The sequence below is a fragment of the Microcystis sp. LE19-8.1F genome, assembly GCF_027531715.1.
GTDB classification, from domain to species: Bacteria; Cyanobacteriota; Cyanobacteriia; order Cyanobacteriales; family Microcystaceae; genus Microcystis; species Microcystis wesenbergii_A.
The window spans coordinates 1-17726 of record NZ_JAPZSO010000028.1 but is presented as its reverse complement, the minus strand read 5'-3'; the positions used below and the strand labels follow the sequence as shown (position 1 = coordinate 17726).

Annotated in this window: 23 protein-coding genes and 1 pseudogene; 18 read left to right on the top strand and 6 right to left on the bottom strand. The window is 41.3% G+C overall.

Annotated features, from left to right (window positions below):
• Positions 1–81: 81 nt before the first annotated feature.
• The 8 genes from O9334_RS03645 (at position 82) to O9334_RS03610 (ending at position 2869) form a co-directional block, all read left to right on the top strand.
• On the top strand, positions 82–300 hold the full coding sequence (locus tag O9334_RS03645; protein ID WP_045359858.1) for a hypothetical protein: 219 nt from the start codon (positions 82–84) through the stop codon (positions 298–300).
• Complete coding sequence (locus O9334_RS03640) at positions 293–577, top strand: type II toxin-antitoxin system RelE/ParE family toxin (protein ID WP_045359857.1); 285 nt, start codon at positions 293–295, stop codon at positions 575–577. The genes O9334_RS03645 and O9334_RS03640 overlap by 8 nt, the downstream gene beginning before the upstream one ends.
• Positions 578–821: 244 nt before the next feature.
• Positions 822–1109 carry a BrnT family toxin gene (locus tag O9334_RS03635; RefSeq protein ID WP_045359855.1) on the top strand — a complete coding sequence of 96 codons (288 nt, stop codon included), beginning with the start codon at positions 822–824 and terminating at the stop codon, positions 1107–1109.
• The gene (locus O9334_RS03630) at positions 1087–1311 is read left to right on the top strand and encodes a hypothetical protein (protein ID WP_002782285.1); all 225 of its coding nucleotides are present in this window, start codon (positions 1087–1089) and stop codon (positions 1309–1311) included. Before O9334_RS03635 ends, O9334_RS03630 begins: the two co-directional genes overlap by 23 nt.
• Before the next feature lie 330 nt (positions 1312–1641).
• Positions 1642–1908 carry a DUF6883 domain-containing protein gene (locus O9334_RS03625; RefSeq protein WP_238567831.1) on the top strand — a complete coding sequence of 89 codons (267 nt, stop codon included), beginning with the start codon at positions 1642–1644 and terminating at the stop codon, positions 1906–1908.
• A gap of 14 nt (positions 1909–1922) precedes the next feature.
• Positions 1923–2189, top strand: a complete 267-nt coding sequence (locus tag O9334_RS03620; protein WP_045359854.1) for a hypothetical protein — start codon at positions 1923–1925, stop codon at positions 2187–2189.
• A gap of 285 nt (positions 2190–2474) precedes the next feature.
• Positions 2475–2693 (top strand): type II toxin-antitoxin system HicB family antitoxin, encoded by a 219-nt coding sequence (locus O9334_RS03615; protein WP_004163690.1) that lies wholly within the window; start codon positions 2475–2477, stop codon positions 2691–2693.
• The gene (locus O9334_RS03610; RefSeq protein ID WP_002782277.1) at positions 2690–2869 is read left to right on the top strand and encodes a type II toxin-antitoxin system HicA family toxin; all 180 of its coding nucleotides are present in this window, start codon (positions 2690–2692) and stop codon (positions 2867–2869) included. Before O9334_RS03615 ends, O9334_RS03610 begins: the two co-directional genes overlap by 4 nt.
• 363 nt (positions 2870–3232) lie before the next feature.
• Here the strand turns inward: O9334_RS03610 and O9334_RS23030 are convergent.
• A pseudogene (locus tag O9334_RS23030) lies at positions 3233–3349 on the bottom strand (hypothetical protein); the annotation flags it as partial.
• A gap of 61 nt (positions 3350–3410) precedes the next feature.
• Between O9334_RS23030 and O9334_RS03605 the strand changes: the two are divergent.
• Entirely contained in the window at positions 3411–3605 is a 195-nt protein-coding gene (locus tag O9334_RS03605) for an NAD(P)H dehydrogenase subunit NdhS (RefSeq protein WP_002759298.1), read from the top strand.
• A gap of 2 nt (positions 3606–3607) precedes the next feature.
• Positions 3608–4282 (top strand): HAS-barrel domain-containing protein, encoded by a 675-nt coding sequence (locus O9334_RS03600; RefSeq protein ID WP_045359852.1) that lies wholly within the window; start codon positions 3608–3610, stop codon positions 4280–4282.
• 392 nt (positions 4283–4674) lie between these two features.
• Here the strand turns inward: O9334_RS03600 and O9334_RS03595 are convergent, their stop codons facing one another.
• Both O9334_RS03595 and O9334_RS03590 read right to left on the bottom strand, forming a co-directional pair.
• Positions 4675–5160 carry a hypothetical protein gene (locus tag O9334_RS03595; RefSeq protein WP_287999422.1) on the bottom strand — a complete coding sequence of 162 codons (486 nt, stop codon included), beginning with the start codon at positions 5158–5160 and terminating at the stop codon, positions 4675–4677.
• A gap of 355 nt (positions 5161–5515) precedes the next feature.
• Positions 5516–6604: a metallophosphoesterase family protein gene (locus tag O9334_RS03590; protein WP_287999420.1), complete on the bottom strand. Its 1089-nt coding sequence runs from the start codon at positions 6602–6604 to the stop codon at positions 5516–5518.
• Positions 6605–6669: 65 nt separating this feature from the next.
• On the opposite strand from O9334_RS03590, the gene trmB reads away from it, so the two are divergent.
• From trmB to O9334_RS03575, 3 genes are read left to right on the top strand one after another with little or no spacing between them, the layout of a single operon-like run.
• Positions 6670–7305 carry a tRNA (guanosine(46)-N7)-methyltransferase TrmB gene (trmB, locus tag O9334_RS03585; protein WP_190381442.1) on the top strand — a complete coding sequence of 212 codons (636 nt, stop codon included), beginning with the start codon at positions 6670–6672 and terminating at the stop codon, positions 7303–7305.
• A gap of 34 nt (positions 7306–7339) precedes the next feature.
• Positions 7340–7948, top strand: a complete 609-nt coding sequence (locus O9334_RS03580; protein ID WP_190381441.1) for a hypothetical protein — start codon at positions 7340–7342, stop codon at positions 7946–7948.
• A 19-nt stretch (positions 7949–7967) separates the two neighbouring features.
• A complete protein-coding gene (locus O9334_RS03575; RefSeq protein ID WP_287999416.1) occupies positions 7968–8768 on the top strand; it encodes a tetratricopeptide repeat protein in 801 nt (266 codons plus the stop codon).
• A 186-nt stretch (positions 8769–8954) separates the two neighbouring features.
• Here O9334_RS03575 and glgA read toward each other — a convergent pair whose 3' ends face one another.
• Positions 8955–10433, bottom strand: a complete 1479-nt coding sequence (gene glgA, locus O9334_RS03570) for a glycogen synthase GlgA (RefSeq protein ID WP_045359842.1) — start codon at positions 10431–10433, stop codon at positions 8955–8957.
• A 239-nt stretch (positions 10434–10672) separates the two neighbouring features.
• The gene (dacB, locus tag O9334_RS03565; RefSeq protein ID WP_287999434.1) at positions 10673–12097 is read right to left on the bottom strand and encodes a D-alanyl-D-alanine carboxypeptidase/D-alanyl-D-alanine endopeptidase; all 1425 of its coding nucleotides are present in this window, start codon (positions 12095–12097) and stop codon (positions 10673–10675) included.
• A 175-nt stretch (positions 12098–12272) separates the two neighbouring features.
• On the opposite strand from dacB, the gene gorA reads away from it, so the two are divergent.
• On the top strand, positions 12273–13625 hold the full coding sequence (gorA, locus tag O9334_RS03560; protein ID WP_287999412.1) for a glutathione-disulfide reductase: 1353 nt from the start codon (positions 12273–12275) through the stop codon (positions 13623–13625).
• A 155-nt stretch (positions 13626–13780) separates the two neighbouring features.
• Here the strand turns inward: gorA and O9334_RS03555 are convergent, their stop codons facing one another.
• Positions 13781–14566, bottom strand: coding sequence for a slipin family protein (locus O9334_RS03555; protein ID WP_287999409.1), 786 nt, complete (start codon positions 14564–14566; stop codon positions 13781–13783).
• A 232-nt stretch (positions 14567–14798) separates the two neighbouring features.
• Here O9334_RS03555 and O9334_RS03550 point away from each other — a divergent pair, with 232 nt between their 5' ends.
• The 4 genes from O9334_RS03550 (at position 14799) to O9334_RS03535 (ending at position 17548) form a co-directional block, all read left to right on the top strand.
• Entirely contained in the window at positions 14799–15284 is a 486-nt protein-coding gene (locus O9334_RS03550; protein ID WP_002769830.1) for an allophycocyanin subunit alpha-B, read from the top strand.
• 393 nt (positions 15285–15677) lie between these two features.
• Positions 15678–16190: a hypothetical protein gene (locus O9334_RS03545; RefSeq protein ID WP_045359836.1), complete on the top strand. Its 513-nt coding sequence runs from the start codon at positions 15678–15680 to the stop codon at positions 16188–16190.
• A gap of 24 nt (positions 16191–16214) precedes the next feature.
• Positions 16215–16724, top strand: coding sequence for a tetratricopeptide repeat protein (locus O9334_RS03540; RefSeq protein ID WP_045359834.1), 510 nt, complete (start codon positions 16215–16217; stop codon positions 16722–16724).
• The gene (locus O9334_RS03535) at positions 16724–17548 is read left to right on the top strand and encodes an ABC transporter permease (protein ID WP_190381284.1); all 825 of its coding nucleotides are present in this window, start codon (positions 16724–16726) and stop codon (positions 17546–17548) included. The genes O9334_RS03540 and O9334_RS03535 overlap by 1 nt, the downstream gene beginning before the upstream one ends.
• Positions 17549–17726: the final 178 nt, after the last annotated feature.

The window sequence follows — 17726 nt, the reverse complement described above, 5'->3', positions numbered from 1 at the left end:
GGTGGGGTTGATGGTGATCGTTCCTCTGTTGCTTAGAGCTAAAATAAACTTATTCTTCAATTTGAAAAAGGAAAATCCGTAATGTCACAAACTATACAATTTCATCAAATTTTAGAAATGATTGACGATCTTTCTCTGGATGAACAAGATGATTTAATCAATATCATTCGACATAGACAAATTGAAAAAAGAAGAGAAGAAATTGCCAAAAATATCTATCAAGCTCGTCAAGACTATCAACAAGGAAAATTATTTCGGGGAAACATTGATGATATTATCGCAGAATTAAACAATGACTAAATTAATTCTAAACTCATCCTTTAAACGAGCTTTTAAGCTAATCATTAAACGCCGACCCGATTTAAAAACCAAAATTGAGGCTAAATTAAGATTACTTGCTGAAGATCCCTATAATCCTATATTACGCACTCATAAACTTAAAGGAAAATTATCAGGAGCTTGGGCTTGTTCGGTTGAATATGATTGTCGTATTGTCTTCTGTTTTGAGCAAAATCAAGAAACATTAGAAGAAGAAATCAATTTAATCGATATTGGAACTCATGATGAAGTTTATTAATGGCATTGTCTCGTAATTATTAAATTGGTGCGTTACGCTTACGAAGGGCGCACCCTACTGGACTGTTTCAACTAAAATAAGGCAATAGATTTCGGCTTAAAGTCTTAGATTATAAAATTTATAGCATTTTTCTAATACACCAAATTAGCTGAAACAGTCCACTAGCTATGATACCTTGGGAGTATGACAACGACAAAATTTGAGAGTGCGCTGTTTAGGGGGAGATTGAACTAGAATTGAGTTTATGAACTTACAATTTGAGTGGGATAACCCCAAGGCAAAACTTAATCTCAAAAAGCATGGCATCAATTTTGAAGAAGCCAAGGCTTTTTTTCGAGATCCTTTAGCCTACATTTTTGATGATGAGTGGCATTCGGTCGGTGAAAAACGAGAAATTATTATCGGACACGATGACAAGAATCGTCTTTTAGTAGTTTGTTTTACTGAAATAAATCAAATGATTCGTATTATCAGCGCACGTTTAACAACCAAAAAAGAACGACAAGACTATGAAAAATACACAGGATTCTGAAACCAAACAAAATTTACAAGATGACCTACTTCCTGAATATAACTTTGATTATACTAAGGCTCATCCTAATCGTTTTGCTTCTCAGGTAAATGAAATAAAAATAACTGTCACCTTAGAACCAGATGTCGCTAAAGTTTTCAAAAATTCTGAAGATGTAAACAAAGCACTGCGAGCTATCTTATCCGCTATCCCTGAAAAATAAGCCTGATCTTGTAGGTTGGGTTGACAACGGAAACCCAACATCATCCCCCGATTATTCTTCATGTTATGGGTTGGGTGGCACTTCGTTTAGCTCAAACTGCGAATGATTTTTATTATCTTTGCTCATATAATCAGGAATCTTAACCCTATGCTCTGAAATTATGATACTCTAATCCCAGAGCTTGATTCAGAGCATTTGTAAGATTGTAATATGAGTATTAGCTGGAAAGAAGGAGATCCCTTACCAAATGCAGATCAAGCCGAAATAGACTTGCGAAAGTTTACCGATTACTCATTGCAACCTAACAACCCTTAAAATCAAGGAAAATGGATGGGATTTGCCATGATAGGTTATTCTGTTGAAACTCAAGAAGGCCGTCAAATTGCAACTCAAGATATAATTCAACAAATTCGTCAAATTTTACCTTATGCACCAGCCTATAAAAGCAAAAATAATCCCTATGGTATGAGATTAAAAGTTACAATTAGGATCAAAGGTTTTAATGGAGGGCAAGGAAATTTAATCACAATCTGGCAAATAGATCAAGGCAAAATTATTCCTAGATTAATTACAAACTGGTTAGAAGTTTACAGCTAAAGGAGCAAAACATAATGAAAGCAAAAATTAATGATTTGATTCAAACTTTAATAGATATAACCGCCGATTTTTCAGATTTAATCATTCCTAAAGGAACAATTGGTGCCATAGTTGAATGCTATCCTAATCCTGAAGCATACGCTATTGATTTAATGATTTCTAATCCTAAAGTCATTGGTGGTTTTACTTATGAAAATGTAATTTTATCTCCTGAACAATTTATTGTTATTTCTTCTCAATCAATATCAGAAGATGAAGCAGAAAAATTGATATTCAATTAATCTTAAACACTGTAGTGCGCTCGCTGTATATTTCATTCTTAATTCTAAATTCCGAAAGGCGATCATTAATTTACTTAAAGTGCGATCACCCGATCTTGTAGTGCGATCGCCTGATCTTGTAGGTTGGGTGATGGGTACTCAACCCAACATCATCCCCATGATGCTCTAATCTTGTGTCGTGATCTTGTGATATTTTGATTGAGAGTGCGATGTTGAAGGCACTGCGTAGCAGCACGCTAATTCATAAATTATCGAATAATTCATAAATTATCAAAGGAGATTGTCATGAAAGGAGAATTCACCGCCATCATTGAAGCAGCAACAGAAGGGGGATACTGGGCGATTTGTCCTGAAGTCCTAGGTGCAAATGGTCAAGGAGAAACCATTGAAGAAGCCAAAGAAAGCCTAAAAAGTGCTATTCAACTAATTTTTGAAGATCGTTTGGCTGATATTCGTCGAGGACTACCGAAAGAGGCGATCGAGGAGACAATTTCCATTCCATGAAACGTCAAGAATTAGAAAAAAAGTTGCGGAAAGCTGGTTGTTATCTTAAGCGAGAGGGTGCTTCTCATTCTCTTTGGATTAACCCTCAAACTGGGGTCATTGAAGCTGTACCACGACATACAGAAATCAAAGAATTTTTAGCACAAAAAATTCTCAGAAACCTGAATGCCCAATAGTGCGATGCCGAAGGCACTGCCTAGCAGTACGCCGATCTTGTAGGGTGCGTGTTTGCGGTGATAAGTAGTCGTGCAAAATAAATTTCCTAGTGAAGAAAGGCAAAAGGCAGGAGGCAAGAGGCAAGGGGGGGTAGATATGTGTAATTAATTTTGCTTAGGTACTTAATCTCTGACAAAAAACCTAAATTAACAATCCGCGCCCCGCGCACCAACTTTATCATCAAATTGGTGCGTTACGCTTAGGAATGGCGCACCCTACGAGTTAGTGCGCTCGCCTGTGGCTGGGGTTGAGGGTTGAATAGAGCAAATTATAAATTATTAAAGCAAAATCGATGAGAACCATTCCCTTAACTTTAGAACAGCTTATTTAAGCAGTACAACAATTGTCGCCTGATCAACGAATTGCGATCGCCTGATCGGGTAGGGAACACGAACGTATTGCCTAAGACGGATAACAGAAGGTAGGGGTAAGTCACGACTCCCTGATAACTAATTTTTGATAAGCTAAGAGACAGTTAATTATAATTTCGTCGTCAATCCTATGATTTTGCCAGGTAGTACCGTTCGAGTCACCAATCCCGATGATACCTACTATAAATTTGAAGGTTTAGCCCAGCGTTTAAGCGATGGGAAAGTGGCCGTTCTTTTTGAGGGGGGCAACTGGGATAAGTTAGTTACCTTTAATCTCTCGGAATTAGAAGAAGTAATTATTGCCCCGGCTAAAGGCAAAAAATAACCATGCGTCCACCCTTACCGCAATTGGCTACGGATAACCGCCATCCCGATCATATCGCCGAAGTTATCGAGACGACGACGACCGAGTTTTTAGCGCAATGTTTGGAACCAGAGGAGTTAAACTTTCCTTTTATGCCCGCTTTTGGTAGTTGGGTGAAAGCCTACGATGAAGAAACGGGTAATAAGATTTTTGGGATTGTCACCTTTGCCACCACTGCCCCCATCGATTCGGTACATCGCGCTAGAGCTTTGGGGTTGTCTTTGGCTGAATTGCGGGAACAACAGCCGCAGATTTTTGCTATGTTAAAAACGGAATTTCGGGCAACTATTGTCGGTTTTGAAACCCTGCCTGGACAAGTTAATGGCAATGGTGCCGGGCGAGGTTATATCTATCAATATATTCCTCCCCGGCCTCCACAAATTCATCAGGCAGTTTATCAATGTGAGTCGTTAGAAGTGGTTTATTTTAGCGAACAATTAGACTTTTTAAGAATTTTATTACAGGTCAAGAATACTCCCGTGGAAGCTTTGGCAGCCGCTTCTATCCGTCAGATGTATCAATTACGTCAAGCCGATCGACAGTGGTTAGTAAATGTGGGCAGACAGTTAAGTGTTTTACTCAAAGATGATTACGATCGCTTGCGTTATATTCTTAGTCAAATTCATATTCACGCTTAGATTATTCGGCTATCTGGGCGCTCTTAGAGTAGTGAAAATCCCTCACTCCCTCTCTTTGTGTCCTTTGTGTCTTTGTGGTTAAGAAAAAAATCAGCAACCCTTGGCTATTCTCGCAAATGTAGGGAATGTTGGTGTCGATAGCCTTGAATAGAGATTCCTTCTAAGTTCAAAAATTGGTCAAGTATCATAAGTAGGGTTTGCGGCAAAAAGTTTTTCGTGGGGGCAGGGTGTGGGGTGTTGGGGTAGTGGGGTGGTCACTGCGTGCGCGTTGCGGGGGGTAGTGGGGAATTTAGCTGAAATTTCCCTAAATCCCTATCTCCCTATCTCCCTAAATCCCTGTCTCCTGACGACCAACTCCCCAAAAACTTCACCATTAGGATAACTGCTGTACTCTAGGGGCGACCGAGAAAAAATTTTCTCAATTTGCCTTTACCCCAAGAGCGATCGATTTCGTGCCAGAGATTGTGGAGACAAAAAACCACTGCGAGACAGAGAGTAACCGCAAGGATTTGAGAGAAACTTTCCCTTTGCCAAAATTTGGCCATTGCCTCCGAAATTACCCGCGTTCCCCGATAAGCTTCCAGAAAACCCTCGATCGAGCCGAGAATCAGTGCTGCTAGGGTATAAACAAAGGTTCGATACAGAACGCTAAGGTAACGGGGTCGATTTTCTAACCATTCTAGCTTCAGGGCCACGTCGAGAATGGCCACGGTTTTTGCGGCAATGATCGCCCCTAAGATCGCTTTACCCAAAACGTAGGTGGTAATCGAATACTCTTCCAGAAATAATTTCATGATCAGAAGAATATAACCGAAAGCCAAGAAAAAAAAGAGGGTAAGAGAACCGATTTTTTTCAATTCCTTTTTAATTGCTTCCATTGATTTTTTTTGACATTTTCTGCCAATATAGCGGCTGCGCTGCCGGATAGTCCTATAACTATAAGCTATAGTTAATTATTTGTTGCAGCTATTCTCTCATCTCCACCAGCAAGTTTGATCGCTGATAACTGAACTGATGCTTGAAACTAATTACGGCTTGATGAATAAATCTAAAAACCTTGTTGTATAAGACTTTTAGACTTGTTTTCCCTCAAAAAGTGCCGACCTTTGGAGTGATTAGGGGGAAAATTCCTGGACTTTTTCCCTGAAAATTAGGTAATTGACCACCTGAAAATCGGTAAAACCCCACACCCCACACCCCACACCCCACACCCTGCCCCTAGGAAAAGCTTTTTCAGCAAACCCTAATTACAGCTTGATTGTCGATAAAATGAGGATTGCCGAGGGGATCGATGGCACTGAAAGCGTAGAAATAACGGCGTACTAGGGGCGGAAAATCGCTAAAATCGAAGATTGTGTCACCTTGGGCCACATCTGCCCAAAAATTTCGTAATTTCGGGGCTAATTCCTCCGCTAGACTCACGGGAAGATTGAGGGGATGGCAGGTTAACAAACGCATCATAAAAGGATAAGAGCGATCGCCTAACCATTGCCGAGAAATAGCGGGTAAATTCTCCCATCCGGGTATATTTTGCAGATGAAAGGATTCTATGGCTAATTCAACCGTGTTTTCGCAATATTCTAGCACCCGGTAGGGATGGGGATAACTGACGAGGGAACCGGTGGTAATTTCATAGATACCTCTAGCAAAAGCCAGATCCTGCACGTGGAGATGGCCAGTAATCAACAATTTTACGCCGTTTTCCTGTAGTATATCGAGTAGTTCTACCGCATTAGCCAACATATAGCGTTTACCTAATTCATGATTGCTTTGTCCGGGTAAATGCTCGATAACGTTATGATGGATCATCACCATCACTAGATCGTTTTTTAGCGCTGGTAAAATCTGTTTTAACCAATGCAATTGTTCTGCATCTAAACTGCCAATTTGTTTACCTTGGTCATCGAATTGATTAGAATTAAGACCGATTAATTGCACTCCGGGTAAAATTTCTTTTTGGTAGTATATTTGTTCGGGGTCGCTGTAACCAAATTGTTGATAATAAAAGGGAAAATCTGCTAAACCGATCTGGTTTTCTGTTGCGGTTAAACTCAAAACATCATGATTACCCGGCACAACATAGACGGGAAAGGGTAAAGTGGCTAAACAATCGGCTAACCAACGATGATTTTCTGGTTCACCATCTTGGGTTAAATCGCCAGCAATCAGCAGAAAATCGAGGTTAAGGGTGATGAGATGGTCTAAAACAATTTTTAAAGCGGGAATACTCACTTCCACCAGATGAAAGCGATTAGAATGGTTTAAAATGGTTGTGGGTAAAGCGATATGAGGATCGCTGAGAATGGCGAAACGGAAATTCATCGCATTGAATTGGGCTAAATATCGGTAAACTAGATCGATCGAGGAGAAATGAGGAGAAAATATCTTTGGCTAAAGTTCGCGTTCGTCAGCACGTCAATCCCTTAAGTCATAAATATCGCCATCCGATCGCTCCCCCCGATTGGAATCAAGTTTATCAGGATATGACGCAACCTCTCCATCTTGACATTGGTTGTGCGCGGGGTAAATTTTTGTTACAAATGGCCCAAGTATATCCAGAAATTAATTTTTTGGGGATTGAAATTCGTCAACCTTTGGTAATTGAAGCGAATCAGGAACGGGAAAGGTTAGGATTAAGTAATCTCGCTTTTGTTTTTGGCAATATGAATGTTGCCCCAGAAATTTTACTGCAATCTTTGCCCGCAGATAAGTTATTTTGGGTGTCGATTCAATTTCCCGATCCTTGGTTTAAACAGCGTCACAGTAAGCGTCGAGTTGTGCAGCCAGAATTAGTAATAGCTTTGGCTAAGTATATGGTAGCTGGGGGCTGGGTTTTTTTACAGTCGGATGTGGAATCGATCGCCCTGGAAATGACCGAGAGATTTCAAGCACATCCCAATTTTGTTCGGCAACATCAAACCCCCTGGTTAGAGGAAAATATTTTCCCCGTACCGACGGAGAGGGAAAAGTCCACTTATAATAAGGGTCAACCGGTTTATCGCTCGCTTTTTCGAGTTCGGTAGCTTCAGCTAAAATATCTTGGCACTGTCTGAAATCATGGTTAGAAATCTCGACTCACCCCTAATACTTGAGGACAATCATCGCCCCCCCGTCTCTCAATTGCTGGAATTTCTCTTAACCAAAGAAAAAAACACTAAAAAAACTAAAGAAAATCTTACTTTTGAGGCTTTAGTCGGTACTTGGCGATTATACTTTATCACAGGAACTCAAAAAGCGAAAAAGAGAGCGGGAATTGTTTTGGGTAAGGGTCGCTATCTACCGTCCTGGTTAAAAATTACCATCTCTTACCAAAGAAATGAGAGCTTAGAACCGGGAGAATTTATCTCTGGAAGCGTCAGCAATCAGATAGTTTTAGGGGCGGTAAAACTATCCGTAAGCGGTCCAGTTAAGTTTTTTCCTAAAACCCGTCTTCTCGCCTTTGATTTTACCCGGCTCAACCTAACCCTATTTAATCGCTCTCTCTATTCAGGTTTTATTAGAAATGGGCAGGTAAGTGAAGCTAATTTTTATCAGGAAAGTATCAAAAAACAGGCATTTTTTGCCTATTTCCTGATCACAGAAACAATGATGGCAGCCCGGGGACGAGGGGGAGGATTAGCCCTTTGGGTAAAAGAGGTAAGTGAGACAAAACTATCTGAAAAATAAGTTATTAGAGGAGAAATAGATGGGATATTCTATCGATGTAGATGGGACAAATTTTGACAGTGAAGTGATCGAGAAGTCCTATCTAAATACAGTGATTTTAGACTTTTATGCCCTGTGGTGTGGACCCTGTAAATTGGTAAAACCGATGCTGGAAAAACTGGCAAGTGAATATAATTTTATCCTAGCAAAAATAGATATAGATAAAAATCCCCAATTAGCCGAACAATTCGATGTAGAAGGAGTTCCCGATGTGCGAATTGTCAGCAAGGGAGAAGTGTTACCCTGTTTTGTCGGTGCTTTGCCAGAAGAACAAATTAGAGACTTATTTTCCCGTCTCGATTTACAATCGGAATTAGAAACAGGATTGGCAGAAATCCAAGAAGCGATCGCCCTCGATGATTTGCCCGCAGCTAAACAATTATTCGATCGTCTTTTTCCCAAATATCCCGACGAACCGCAATTAGTTATTATGGCGGTAAAATTTCTCATGCGTCTGGAAAAATGGTCAGATGCCTATCGATTAATTAGTGCTATTAAAGAGAAAAATCCTATTATAAAAGGTTGGAAAACTCTCCTAGAATTTCAACAGTTAAAACCAGAAAATAATCCCCTCGATCCGATATTTTTTACTGGGATTAATTTCGCCTTAAAAGAAGATTATGCCGCCGCTTTAGATCAACTGATCAGCGTGGTGGGAGAAAGTAGAAAATATCGTCAGGATGGGGCAAGAAAAGCCATGTTAGCCATATTTCAGATTTTAGGAGTTAGTCATCCCCTCACCCAAGAATACCAAGCAAAGTTAACATTTCTGCTCTACTAGGTAGGGTTTGCGGCAAAAAGTTTGTTGGTGGTGTTAGGCTTCGGCCGTGAGCTCAGCCGAACGGAGTCGGTCATCAGGAGTCAGGAATCGGTCAAAAGTCTAGCAATTCCCCGGGTAATTTCAACAAATCTATTCCTTGAATTTCTGTTGACAAATGCCAGGGAATTGCTAGGGACAAGATGCAGTTTATTTGTGGCGAATCATTTCATAGAGGGCAACGTATTCTTCCCCGGGACCATTCCAAGAGTAATCGCATTCCATACCTTGAATCGCTAATTTTTGGAATTCTTCCGGTTGAGTGTACCACAATTCTAATGCCCGGGACATGGCTGATTCGAGGGCATTATTATCGGGATCAAAAAAGACAAAACCATTGCGTTCTTCCGGTTGGTGATAGGTATCATAATCGCGATCAAAAACCGTATTAACTAAACCACCAACTCCCCGGACGATGGGAACAGTTCCGTATTTTAAGCTGATTACTTGTGTCAGTCCGCAAGGTTCAAAATTACTGGGAACCACAATCATATCGGCCCCGGCATAAATGAGGTGAGATAATTCCTCATTAAAGCCCAATTCAATATGGACATCAGGGTTATTATTTAGGTGATTTTTCTCGTGCCAGAACCAGTTATTAATTAACGATTCGGTGGCGGAACCTAAGAGGACAAATTGCGCCCCGCGAGCTAAGGCATAATACATGGCATGGTGAACTAAATGTACGCCTTTTTGGTCATCTAAACGACCAACATAACAAATTAAGGGCTTTTCTGCCTCATCTCTTAACCAGAGTCTTTCTCGCAGTGCCTTTTTATTGCCTGCCTTCTCGGAGAAGCTATCAATACCGTAGGGTGCAGCAATAAATTTATCCACTTCCGGGTTCCAGATATTGTAATCTAAACCGTTGAGAATGCCGGTAAATTTGTGTTGATGCAGGTGAATTGTATGACCTAAACCGTAACTAACATCGGTGTGGTGTGCTTCCCAAGCATGGTGAGGTGAGACGGTGTTGAAATAGTTGGAAAAGACGATGCCACCTTTCATAAAATTAATCACAAAAGGATTGAAGTTATCGCGCATTCGGGCATAGCTAAAGTAGTAAGTATCGTTATTTAATCCTGTTGCCCGGAGAATTTCCGCACCGCCAAATCCTTGATGTTTAAAGTTATGGATGGTATAGAGAACGCGCTGATTGCCCATACCATGATATTTATAAATTTCAAAAAGTAAGGGCGGAATTAAACCGGTTTGCCAGTCGTGACAATGAATTATATCGGGACGTTTATTACTTCTGAGCAAAAATTCTAAAGCGGCTTTAGAGAAGAAGGCAAAACGCATATTATCGTCCTTACAACCGTAGTAAGTACCGCGATTAAAGAAATTATCCCCCGAATTGGGTTGAATAAAGAAACACAAGCGCCCGTGTACCCAACCACAAAAAACGTTACAGTGAATTGCCCCACCGTACCAAGGCACCCACAGGTCCCGATAAGCCTCGTGTAAGCCCCAAATTTGGTCGTAGCGCATACAATCATACATGGGTAGGATTAGCTCCACGCAATGACCCCGAATTTCCAATTCTCGACTCAATCCATATACCACATCCCCCAATCCCCCGGCTTTAATCACCGGGGCGCACTCAGAGGCAACCTGAACTATATACATATATCAATACTCCGTCGATTAATCTACAGGTCAGCTAGAAGCAATTTTTACAGAAGTATACAAGCTTCTGTGATTAAATGACTCGATCGAATTAGTTGGGGGTTGGGGGTTGGGGTGTTGGGGAAGTGGGGTGTTGGGGAGAACAAAGCTGCCTTTTGCCTTTTGCCTTTTGCCTTTTGCCTTTTGCCTTTTGCCTTTTGCCTTTTGCCTTTTGCCTTTTGCCTTTTGCCTCCTAAAGATTAACAGCGTTTTAACTGTCCTAGGAGCAAAATCACCTCATCGATGCCGTTTCTGAGGGTGGTGGCGGGTTGATCGCTGTTATTTACGGTTATGCTAAAGATTAGGGGTTGATTGTCGGCGGTTTCTAGATAACCAGCGAGGGCGACAACTCCGGTTAATGTCCCAGTTTTTGCCTGTAATCGTCCTTCTAGGGGAGTCTGGCGGAATCTATTGGTTAAAGTGCCATCAATGCCGCCAATGGCTAAAGAACGCCGATAATCAGGGTTTTCTGCCATTAGTTGTAAAATTTGACCTAAAGTCTTGGGTTTAATTAGGTTTTGTCGTGATAGCCCCGAACCATCGCCGATTTTATAACTATCGCTGTTAATTCCCAGTTTTGTTAAAGTTTCTTGCAATCCCGACACACCGCCGAGCATTTGTAGTAGGGTTTCGGCTAGTAAATTATCGCTATTTTTATTGACTTTTTCCACCAAATATGCCAAGGGTTCTGATTCTAAATTGGTGATCTCATCGCCGCGAATTTCTGAGCTAATTTCGGCGTTTTTAACGTTAATTCCCGCTTTTTCAAGAATATTACGCCAGCGATCGAGGAAATATTCCGAGGGTTGGGGAATAGCTAAATTAAAATCATCTTGACTATCAATCGCCAGAGAACCGGTGATAATTAGGCGATTATTGGCTAAATTGCCCCTAATTGCTAGAGTATTCGGACTTCCTTGCGCTGCGGTGCTGGTTTGATTCTCAATTAGCCATTGTTTAGCGGCAATGGGATCAGACCATTGTAAATCTAAGCTTTGCCCCAATTGTCGCGGTAAAAGCCTTAAATTGACGGAATTTTCGTTTAAAACCAAGCTAGAAGCGGGTACAGCATAGTCAAAAAAGACATCTTCCCATTCCCAGGTTTTTTGACTATCGGAGACGACAAAAGGACTAGCAACGACAATTAAGCGAGAAATTGAGTTAATTCCCCCTGCTTTTAACTTTTCTGCTAATTTTTCTAACTTTTCTGTGGTTATGGTTGCATCTCCCGTCCCGACTAAGGTTAAAGTCTCTAAATCGGGGGGGTTGCCTTGGGCTAAAATGGGGGTTTTCAGACGATAATCGCGGTTAAATTTGCTAAAAGCGGCGGCAGTGGTTAATAGTTTCGCGGTAGAAGCGGGAGTAAAAAAGTTATTTTCGTGGATACTATAGAGATTTTCCTGAGAATTGAGGTATTTTACTAAAATTCCCCAATAAGCGCCTTGATAATCGGGTCGGGCCAAAATGCGATCGATCCTGGTGGCTAAGTCTGCCGGACAGATAAACTGGGAAGGGGGGGAATTGTCTTGACTGATGGGGGTTGCGAGGGTGACGGGATGGTTTACCCAGAGAAATAGGGAACAAGTCCCCAAGAGAAAAGATAATTTCGATCGGCGTGTTAGCATAGAATTAAATCTTGGCAGTAAATAAATTGACTCTAATTTAGCAGCATTAGTGACCATATTGTCCTAGTTACTGAATAGATTCAGTTAGGGATTGATCCGAGATATTCTCTATCCTTTTTTGCCCAGAAAGTTTCTTGATTCCGTCAAATTTCTATACATTCGCGAGGATATTTTTATGAGTTATGATTTTGATTTATTCGTGATTGGTGGTGGTTCTGGGGGTATTGCCACCGCTAGACGGGCAGCCGAATACGGGGCAAAAGTGGGATTAGCAGAATATGATCGCTTGGGAGGAACCTGTGTTAATCGTGGTTGTATTCCCAAAAAATTAATGGTTTATTCTAGTCGTTTTCCGCAACTATTTAAGGATGCGGAAGGTTACGGTTGGAGTCCAGTAGAGAGTCAGTTAAATTGGCAAAAATTAATCAGCGCCGTTAATCAGGAAACTATCCGTTTAAATGGCATTTATCAAAAGATGCTCGATAATTCTCAAGTGACGCTTTTTCCTAATTATGCCAAGTTTATTGATACCCATACCCTAGAGGTAGGAGAGGAGAAAATTACTGCTGATAAAATTTTAATTGCCGTGGGGGGACATCCGGTTAAACCTGATATTCCAGGGATCGAACATACAGTAGTTTCTGATGCCATGTTTCAACTGCCAGAACAACCAAAAAGAATTATAGTTTTAGGAGCGGGATATATTGGGGTAGAATTTGCCGGTATTATGCACGGATTAGGGACGGAAGTGGTGCAGTTAATCCGTAAAGACAAGATTTTAAGAGGGTTTGATGAGGATATCCGCGATGAGATTCAAGCGGAAATGATCCGTCAGGGAATTAAAATTATGCCCGAAACTTTCCCCACTTCGATCGAGAAAACTGATGAGGGTTTAAAAGTACATATTCAGGGGAAAGAAACCTCAGAAATGCTCTTTGTTGATGCCCTAGGATTAGCCGCTACGGGAAGAATTCCTAAGCTGGAAAAATTGGGCTTAGAGAATGTCAATGTTGAGGTCAAAAACGGGGCAATTGTCGTCAACGAGTATAGCCAAACCAGCGAAGATAATATCTATGCCGTGGGCGATTGTACTGATAAAATTAATTTAACTCCCGTGGCCATTAATCAGGGGCGAGCTTTTGCCGATACAGTCTTTGGTAATAAACCCCGGTTAATGAGTTATGAAAACGTTCCTTCGGCAGTATTTTCTACTCCTGAAGCGGCGACGGTGGGATTAACAGAATTGCAAGCAAAAAAACAATATGGTGACACGGTAATTAAAGTTTATCGGTCTAAATTCCGCCCCGGTTACAATGTTTTACCAGGCCGAGAGGACAAAACTTTGATGAAATTAGTTGTCCATCAGGAAAGTGGTAAAATCCTTGGCGCGCACATGGTGGGAGATCACGCCGCCGAAATTATTCAAGGAGTAGCCATTGCCGTAAAAATGGGGGCGACAAAAGCCGATTTTGATGCCACTGTCGGCATTCATCCCAGTGCTGCCGAGGAATTCGTCACCATGCGTTAATTAACAATTTTAGGTGTGTTAGATAGGTGTTAAAAATTGTCAGCTACCCCCCTTATTAAGGGGGGCAGGGGGGATCAAAGACAAAATCTATCTTCAATTTAATTATAACCACTTACTTAAACCAACCTAACACACCCAATCTTTATGATTAAAAATCAACCTTTTTGGCTATTGACAATTGAGCCATTTTGTGATAGTTTTTCGGTTAATTTTTGAGCGAGATTTAAGATATCGGAGGGAAGCATAATCACGGTACTGGTGTTATTTTCCGCTCCAATTTCCGTTAACATTTGTAGGCGGCGTAATTCCAAAGCGGCGGGATTTTCCATGATTAATCGGGAAGCTTCCGCTAATTTTAAGGAGGCTTCCTGTTCTGCGGCAGCTTTAATCAAACGGGCCCGTTTTTCTCGCAATGCTTCCGCTTCCTTGGCCATGGCCCGCTGCATACCAGTGGGAATTTCCACATCTTTCATCTCCACCCGTTCGATATCGATACCCCAGGGTTCGCTAATTTCATCGACAATTTGTTGGACTGCATGATTAATTTTGTCTCGTTTTTGCAAGACATCATCGAGATGATTTTGACCGACGACATTTCTTAAAGTGGTCATGGCCGCTTGATAAACGGCCGCGGGATAGGATTCGACTTTATTAATCGCTTTGCTAGGGTCGATAATGCGATAGTAGAGAACCGCATTAACCTTAATTGTGACATTATCGGCGGTGACAGTTTCTTGCGGGGCGATATCGACGGTTTTGGTGCGAATATCCAGCTGCATTTTTTGGTCAACTAGGGGAATGATCCAGTACAGTCCGGGGCCTTTGGTGTCTTGATAACGCCCTAGGCGAAAGATAACACCACGCTGGTATTCTCGATCGATTTTAAAGCCATTTAATCCCAGAATGCCCGCTATCAATAGCAAGGGTGCTAAAAATTCCATATTAATTACCACTTATCGGGTTCAAGTTAATCAGTGTGCGGTGACATCTCAATTGCCATCTCCTCGCTCCTGACCACTAATACATTCATTCTAGAGAGTAACCGGGCTGTCGGGGAAACTCATAACGAAATATTACAATTTTTAGGAATTGCCTAACCAGCAGGGATGACTCGACTTCCAGACCCCGACCTGAGATAAACTACAGAATGTTATCAGAATTTACCTTGATATTATGAGCGTAGTTAGCCAAGTCATCCTCAAAGCCGACGACGAACTTCGTTATCCTAGTAGTGGTGAACTACAGGGTATCGGGCAATTTTTAAAAACCGGTGAGCAGAGAATTCGCATTGCCGAGACTCTCGCTGAAAATGAGAAAAAAATCGTCGATCAGGCTCAAAAACAACTGTTCAAGAAACGTCCTGATTATAGAGCGCCGGGGGGTAACGCCTACGGTCAGCGTCAATATAATCAATGCTTGCGCGATTATGGTTGGTATCTGCGTCTAGTTACCTATGGGGTATTAGCTGGAGACAAAGGACCGATCGAACAAACTGGCCTGATTGGGGTCAAAGAGATGTATAACTCTCTTAATGTTCCCATCCCCGGCATGGTGGAAGCGATTCGTTGTCTCAAAGAGGCCGCTTTAGCTCTTTTGACTCAAGAAGATGCCGTGGCAGCAGCCCCCTACTTCGACTTTATCATCCAGTATATGTCCTAAGCGATCGGGACAATCCCAGGGGCCTGAAGTCTGAAAAGGGGCAATTTTCGTCTCTTTCAGGGTTCAGGCTTGACTTTTTTCAGTGATCAGTAAACAGTGATCAGTGATCAGTAAGCAGTAAACAGTAATCAGTGAAAAGACAGTAGTAAACTGGCATTTGATCAGGCTCACTTAATACATACTGCTCACTTAATACTGGCTCTTCGGTTTGTGTTATGCAATGGACGGGGGTTATCAATTAAGTCTCTTGCCAGATAAGGATTTAGTCGATTTATGCCCCCCTATCGAACCATACCAAGTAACGAAGAACCTTAATACTCAAAACTGATAACTAATAACTCAAAACTGATAACTGATAACTGATCACTGATAACTGATAACTGATAACTGATTATGTTTTGGCGCATTATACTACTTACTTTTCTAATACCATCGGTCTATGGGCTGTTTGGCTGGTCGATCGCCCATGAGCGTTTATCATGGAGTGATTGGTTACTTGCCCGCGGTGATGAGATGAATTGGACTCTCACCAGCGAATGGCTAGAAATCATCATCTATATCCTAGCGGTAGGGGTTATCCTCTCAATTGCCCTAGGATTAACTCTGTTTAGTGACTTAATGCCGGTATTTTTCCGCAGTTGGTTTAAAAACGATATTAGCGCTGTATTATCAATTCTCGGCTGGTCTTTGGCGGTAGTCTTTATCTTCCACAAGTGGGCGGTATTTAGTCGAGTTTTAATTCTGTTAGCTGCTGCTATCCTCGGTCGTCTAGAACTTCAGGAAGCAGGTTACAATAGGTGGCAAGTTTTCCTGATGATCACCATTCTCTGCTTAGGTAGTTTTGGCTTGGGAATTTGGGCTTATAATCTTTGGGGTCACGAATTGCATCGAGTTACTACTGATTAATCTTATCTCTAATCTTTAAAAAGTATGCCCAAAAAAAATAACGATACCCTCAAACGAGTCTTAATTGTTTCCTCCGGTTTAGTATTTCTGGCTTTAATGATTGTGCCAACTTTAGGTTTATTGAAAAATAATAATTCTAATTCCCCCCAAGGCAATCAACCCGGGCAAGAGGCAACTATTCCCCCCGAAAAATTAGCAGAAATGGTCAAAGGGTATGAGAAAATTCTCGAACGCGAACCGGATAACCCCACTGCTTTGCAAGGACTGGCCCAAGCTCGTTTACAGTTAAAAGATTTTATCGGAGCCAGAGAACCTTTAGAAAAGTTATATCAAAAATATCCCGAAAATCTCGAAGTTATGCTAGTTCTTTATGGAACAAGATTACAAACTCAAGACGTTTCTGGAGCTAAAAGTCTCCTGGAAAAATTAGTCAAAACCTATCCCCAAGAACCGAAGTTTAAAGAAGAATTAACTCGTTTAAATCAAGCAATCGCAGAAGCTTCTAAACAGAAACCTCCAGAACCTCAAAAGTAATGAAAAAAGAATTAATTATTGAAGCTGGGCGAAGTGAAAGACAATATTGGCGGGATTTATGGCAATACCGAGAATTATTTTATTTCCTGGCTTGGCGCGATATTTTAGTTCGTTATAAACAAACTTTTATCGGCATTGCTTGGGCATTACTGCGGCCATTTTTAACCATGTTAGTATTTACCTTTGTCTTCGGTAAATTAGCCCGTTTACCCAGTGATGGCACTGCCCCCTATCCAATTTTGGTCTTTGCGGCGGTCTTACCCTGGCAATTTTTCGCTAGTTCTCTTGCTGAAGCTAGTAATAGTTTAATTGATAATGCTAATCTAATTTCTAAGGTATATTTTCCCCGGTTAATTGTTCCCACCAGTGCCGTTATTGTCAGTTTCGTTGATTTTTTGCTTTCAGGAATGATTCTGTTAGGGTTAATGGCTTGGTATAATTTTTTACCTAGTTGGCGCATTTTAACCCTACCTTTATTCATTCTCATGGCTTTTGCTACCTCTATGGGTGGGGGTTTATGGTTATCAGCGTTAAATGTTCAATTTCGAGATTTTCGTTATATCGTTCCCTTTATCATTCAGTTTGGGCTATATATTTCTCCCGTAGGATTTAGTAGTAATATAGTTCCAGAAAAATGGCGTTGGTTGTACTCTCTCAATCCCATGGTGGGAGTCATTGATGGTTTTCGTTGGGCGATTATCGGAGGTGATGCCGGCATCTATTGGCCCGGATTCCTGCTATCCTTGGCCCTAGTCGTTCTCTTGCTAGTCAGTGGTATTTGGTATTTTCGACGACTAGAAAAAAACTTCGCCGATATCATCTAACCCTGACATTAGCTAACTTTGTTAGATAAGAACTTTTTTAATGGGACTTAAACAAATTTCAAGCCCAAATGTAGCCCAAAGCCGCTTTGTGAGCGGAAAAGACATCAATATTCTGCGTTAGCCAAGGGAAAAAACGAAAAGACATCGCTGTACGAAAAGCCTCCAAAGCATCAGTAAA

Excerpts from the sequence above, each read along its gene's own strand:
- O9334_RS03600 (WP_045359852.1), top strand. The coding sequence starts at position 3,608 with ATGCGTCCACCCTTACCGCAATTGGCTACGGATAACCGCCATCCCGAT.
- O9334_RS03535 (WP_190381284.1), top strand. The coding sequence starts at position 16,724 with ATGAAAAAAGAATTAATTATTGAAGCTGGGCGAAGTGAAAGACAATAT.
- glgA (WP_045359842.1), bottom strand. The coding sequence starts at position 10,433 with ATGTATATAGTTCAGGTTGCCTCTGAGTGCGCCCCGGTGATTAAAGCC.
- O9334_RS03595 (WP_287999422.1), bottom strand. The coding sequence starts at position 5,160 with ATGGAAGCAATTAAAAAGGAATTGAAAAAAATCGGTTCTCTTACCCTC.
- O9334_RS03550 (WP_002769830.1), top strand. The coding sequence starts at position 14,799 with ATGAGCGTAGTTAGCCAAGTCATCCTCAAAGCCGACGACGAACTTCGT.
- O9334_RS03575 (WP_287999416.1), top strand. The coding sequence starts at position 7,968 with ATGGGATATTCTATCGATGTAGATGGGACAAATTTTGACAGTGAAGTG.
- O9334_RS03540 (WP_045359834.1), top strand. The coding sequence starts at position 16,215 with ATGCCCAAAAAAAATAACGATACCCTCAAACGAGTCTTAATTGTTTCC.
- O9334_RS03640 (WP_045359857.1), top strand. The coding sequence starts at position 293 with ATGACTAAATTAATTCTAAACTCATCCTTTAAACGAGCTTTTAAGCTA.
- O9334_RS03580 (WP_190381441.1), top strand. The coding sequence starts at position 7,340 with ATGGTTAGAAATCTCGACTCACCCCTAATACTTGAGGACAATCATCGC.
- O9334_RS03630 (WP_002782285.1), top strand. The coding sequence starts at position 1,087 with ATGAAAAATACACAGGATTCTGAAACCAAACAAAATTTACAAGATGAC.
- O9334_RS03545 (WP_045359836.1), top strand. The coding sequence starts at position 15,678 with ATGTTTTGGCGCATTATACTACTTACTTTTCTAATACCATCGGTCTAT.
- O9334_RS03625 (WP_238567831.1), top strand. The coding sequence starts at position 1,642 with ATGGGATTTGCCATGATAGGTTATTCTGTTGAAACTCAAGAAGGCCGT.
- O9334_RS03615 (WP_004163690.1), top strand. The coding sequence starts at position 2,475 with ATGAAAGGAGAATTCACCGCCATCATTGAAGCAGCAACAGAAGGGGGA.
- O9334_RS03590 (WP_287999420.1), bottom strand. The coding sequence starts at position 6,604 with ATGAATTTCCGTTTCGCCATTCTCAGCGATCCTCATATCGCTTTACCC.
- O9334_RS03645 (WP_045359858.1), top strand. The coding sequence starts at position 82 with ATGTCACAAACTATACAATTTCATCAAATTTTAGAAATGATTGACGAT.
- O9334_RS03635 (WP_045359855.1), top strand. The coding sequence starts at position 822 with ATGAACTTACAATTTGAGTGGGATAACCCCAAGGCAAAACTTAATCTC.
- O9334_RS03610 (WP_002782277.1), top strand. The coding sequence starts at position 2,690 with ATGAAACGTCAAGAATTAGAAAAAAAGTTGCGGAAAGCTGGTTGTTAT.
- O9334_RS03620 (WP_045359854.1), top strand. The coding sequence starts at position 1,923 with ATGAAAGCAAAAATTAATGATTTGATTCAAACTTTAATAGATATAACC.
- gorA (WP_287999412.1), top strand. The coding sequence starts at position 12,273 with ATGAGTTATGATTTTGATTTATTCGTGATTGGTGGTGGTTCTGGGGGT.
- dacB (WP_287999434.1), bottom strand. The coding sequence starts at position 12,097 with ATGCTAACACGCCGATCGAAATTATCTTTTCTCTTGGGGACTTGTTCC.
- O9334_RS03605 (WP_002759298.1), top strand. The coding sequence starts at position 3,411 with ATGATTTTGCCAGGTAGTACCGTTCGAGTCACCAATCCCGATGATACC.
- O9334_RS03555 (WP_287999409.1), bottom strand. The coding sequence starts at position 14,566 with ATGGAATTTTTAGCACCCTTGCTATTGATAGCGGGCATTCTGGGATTA.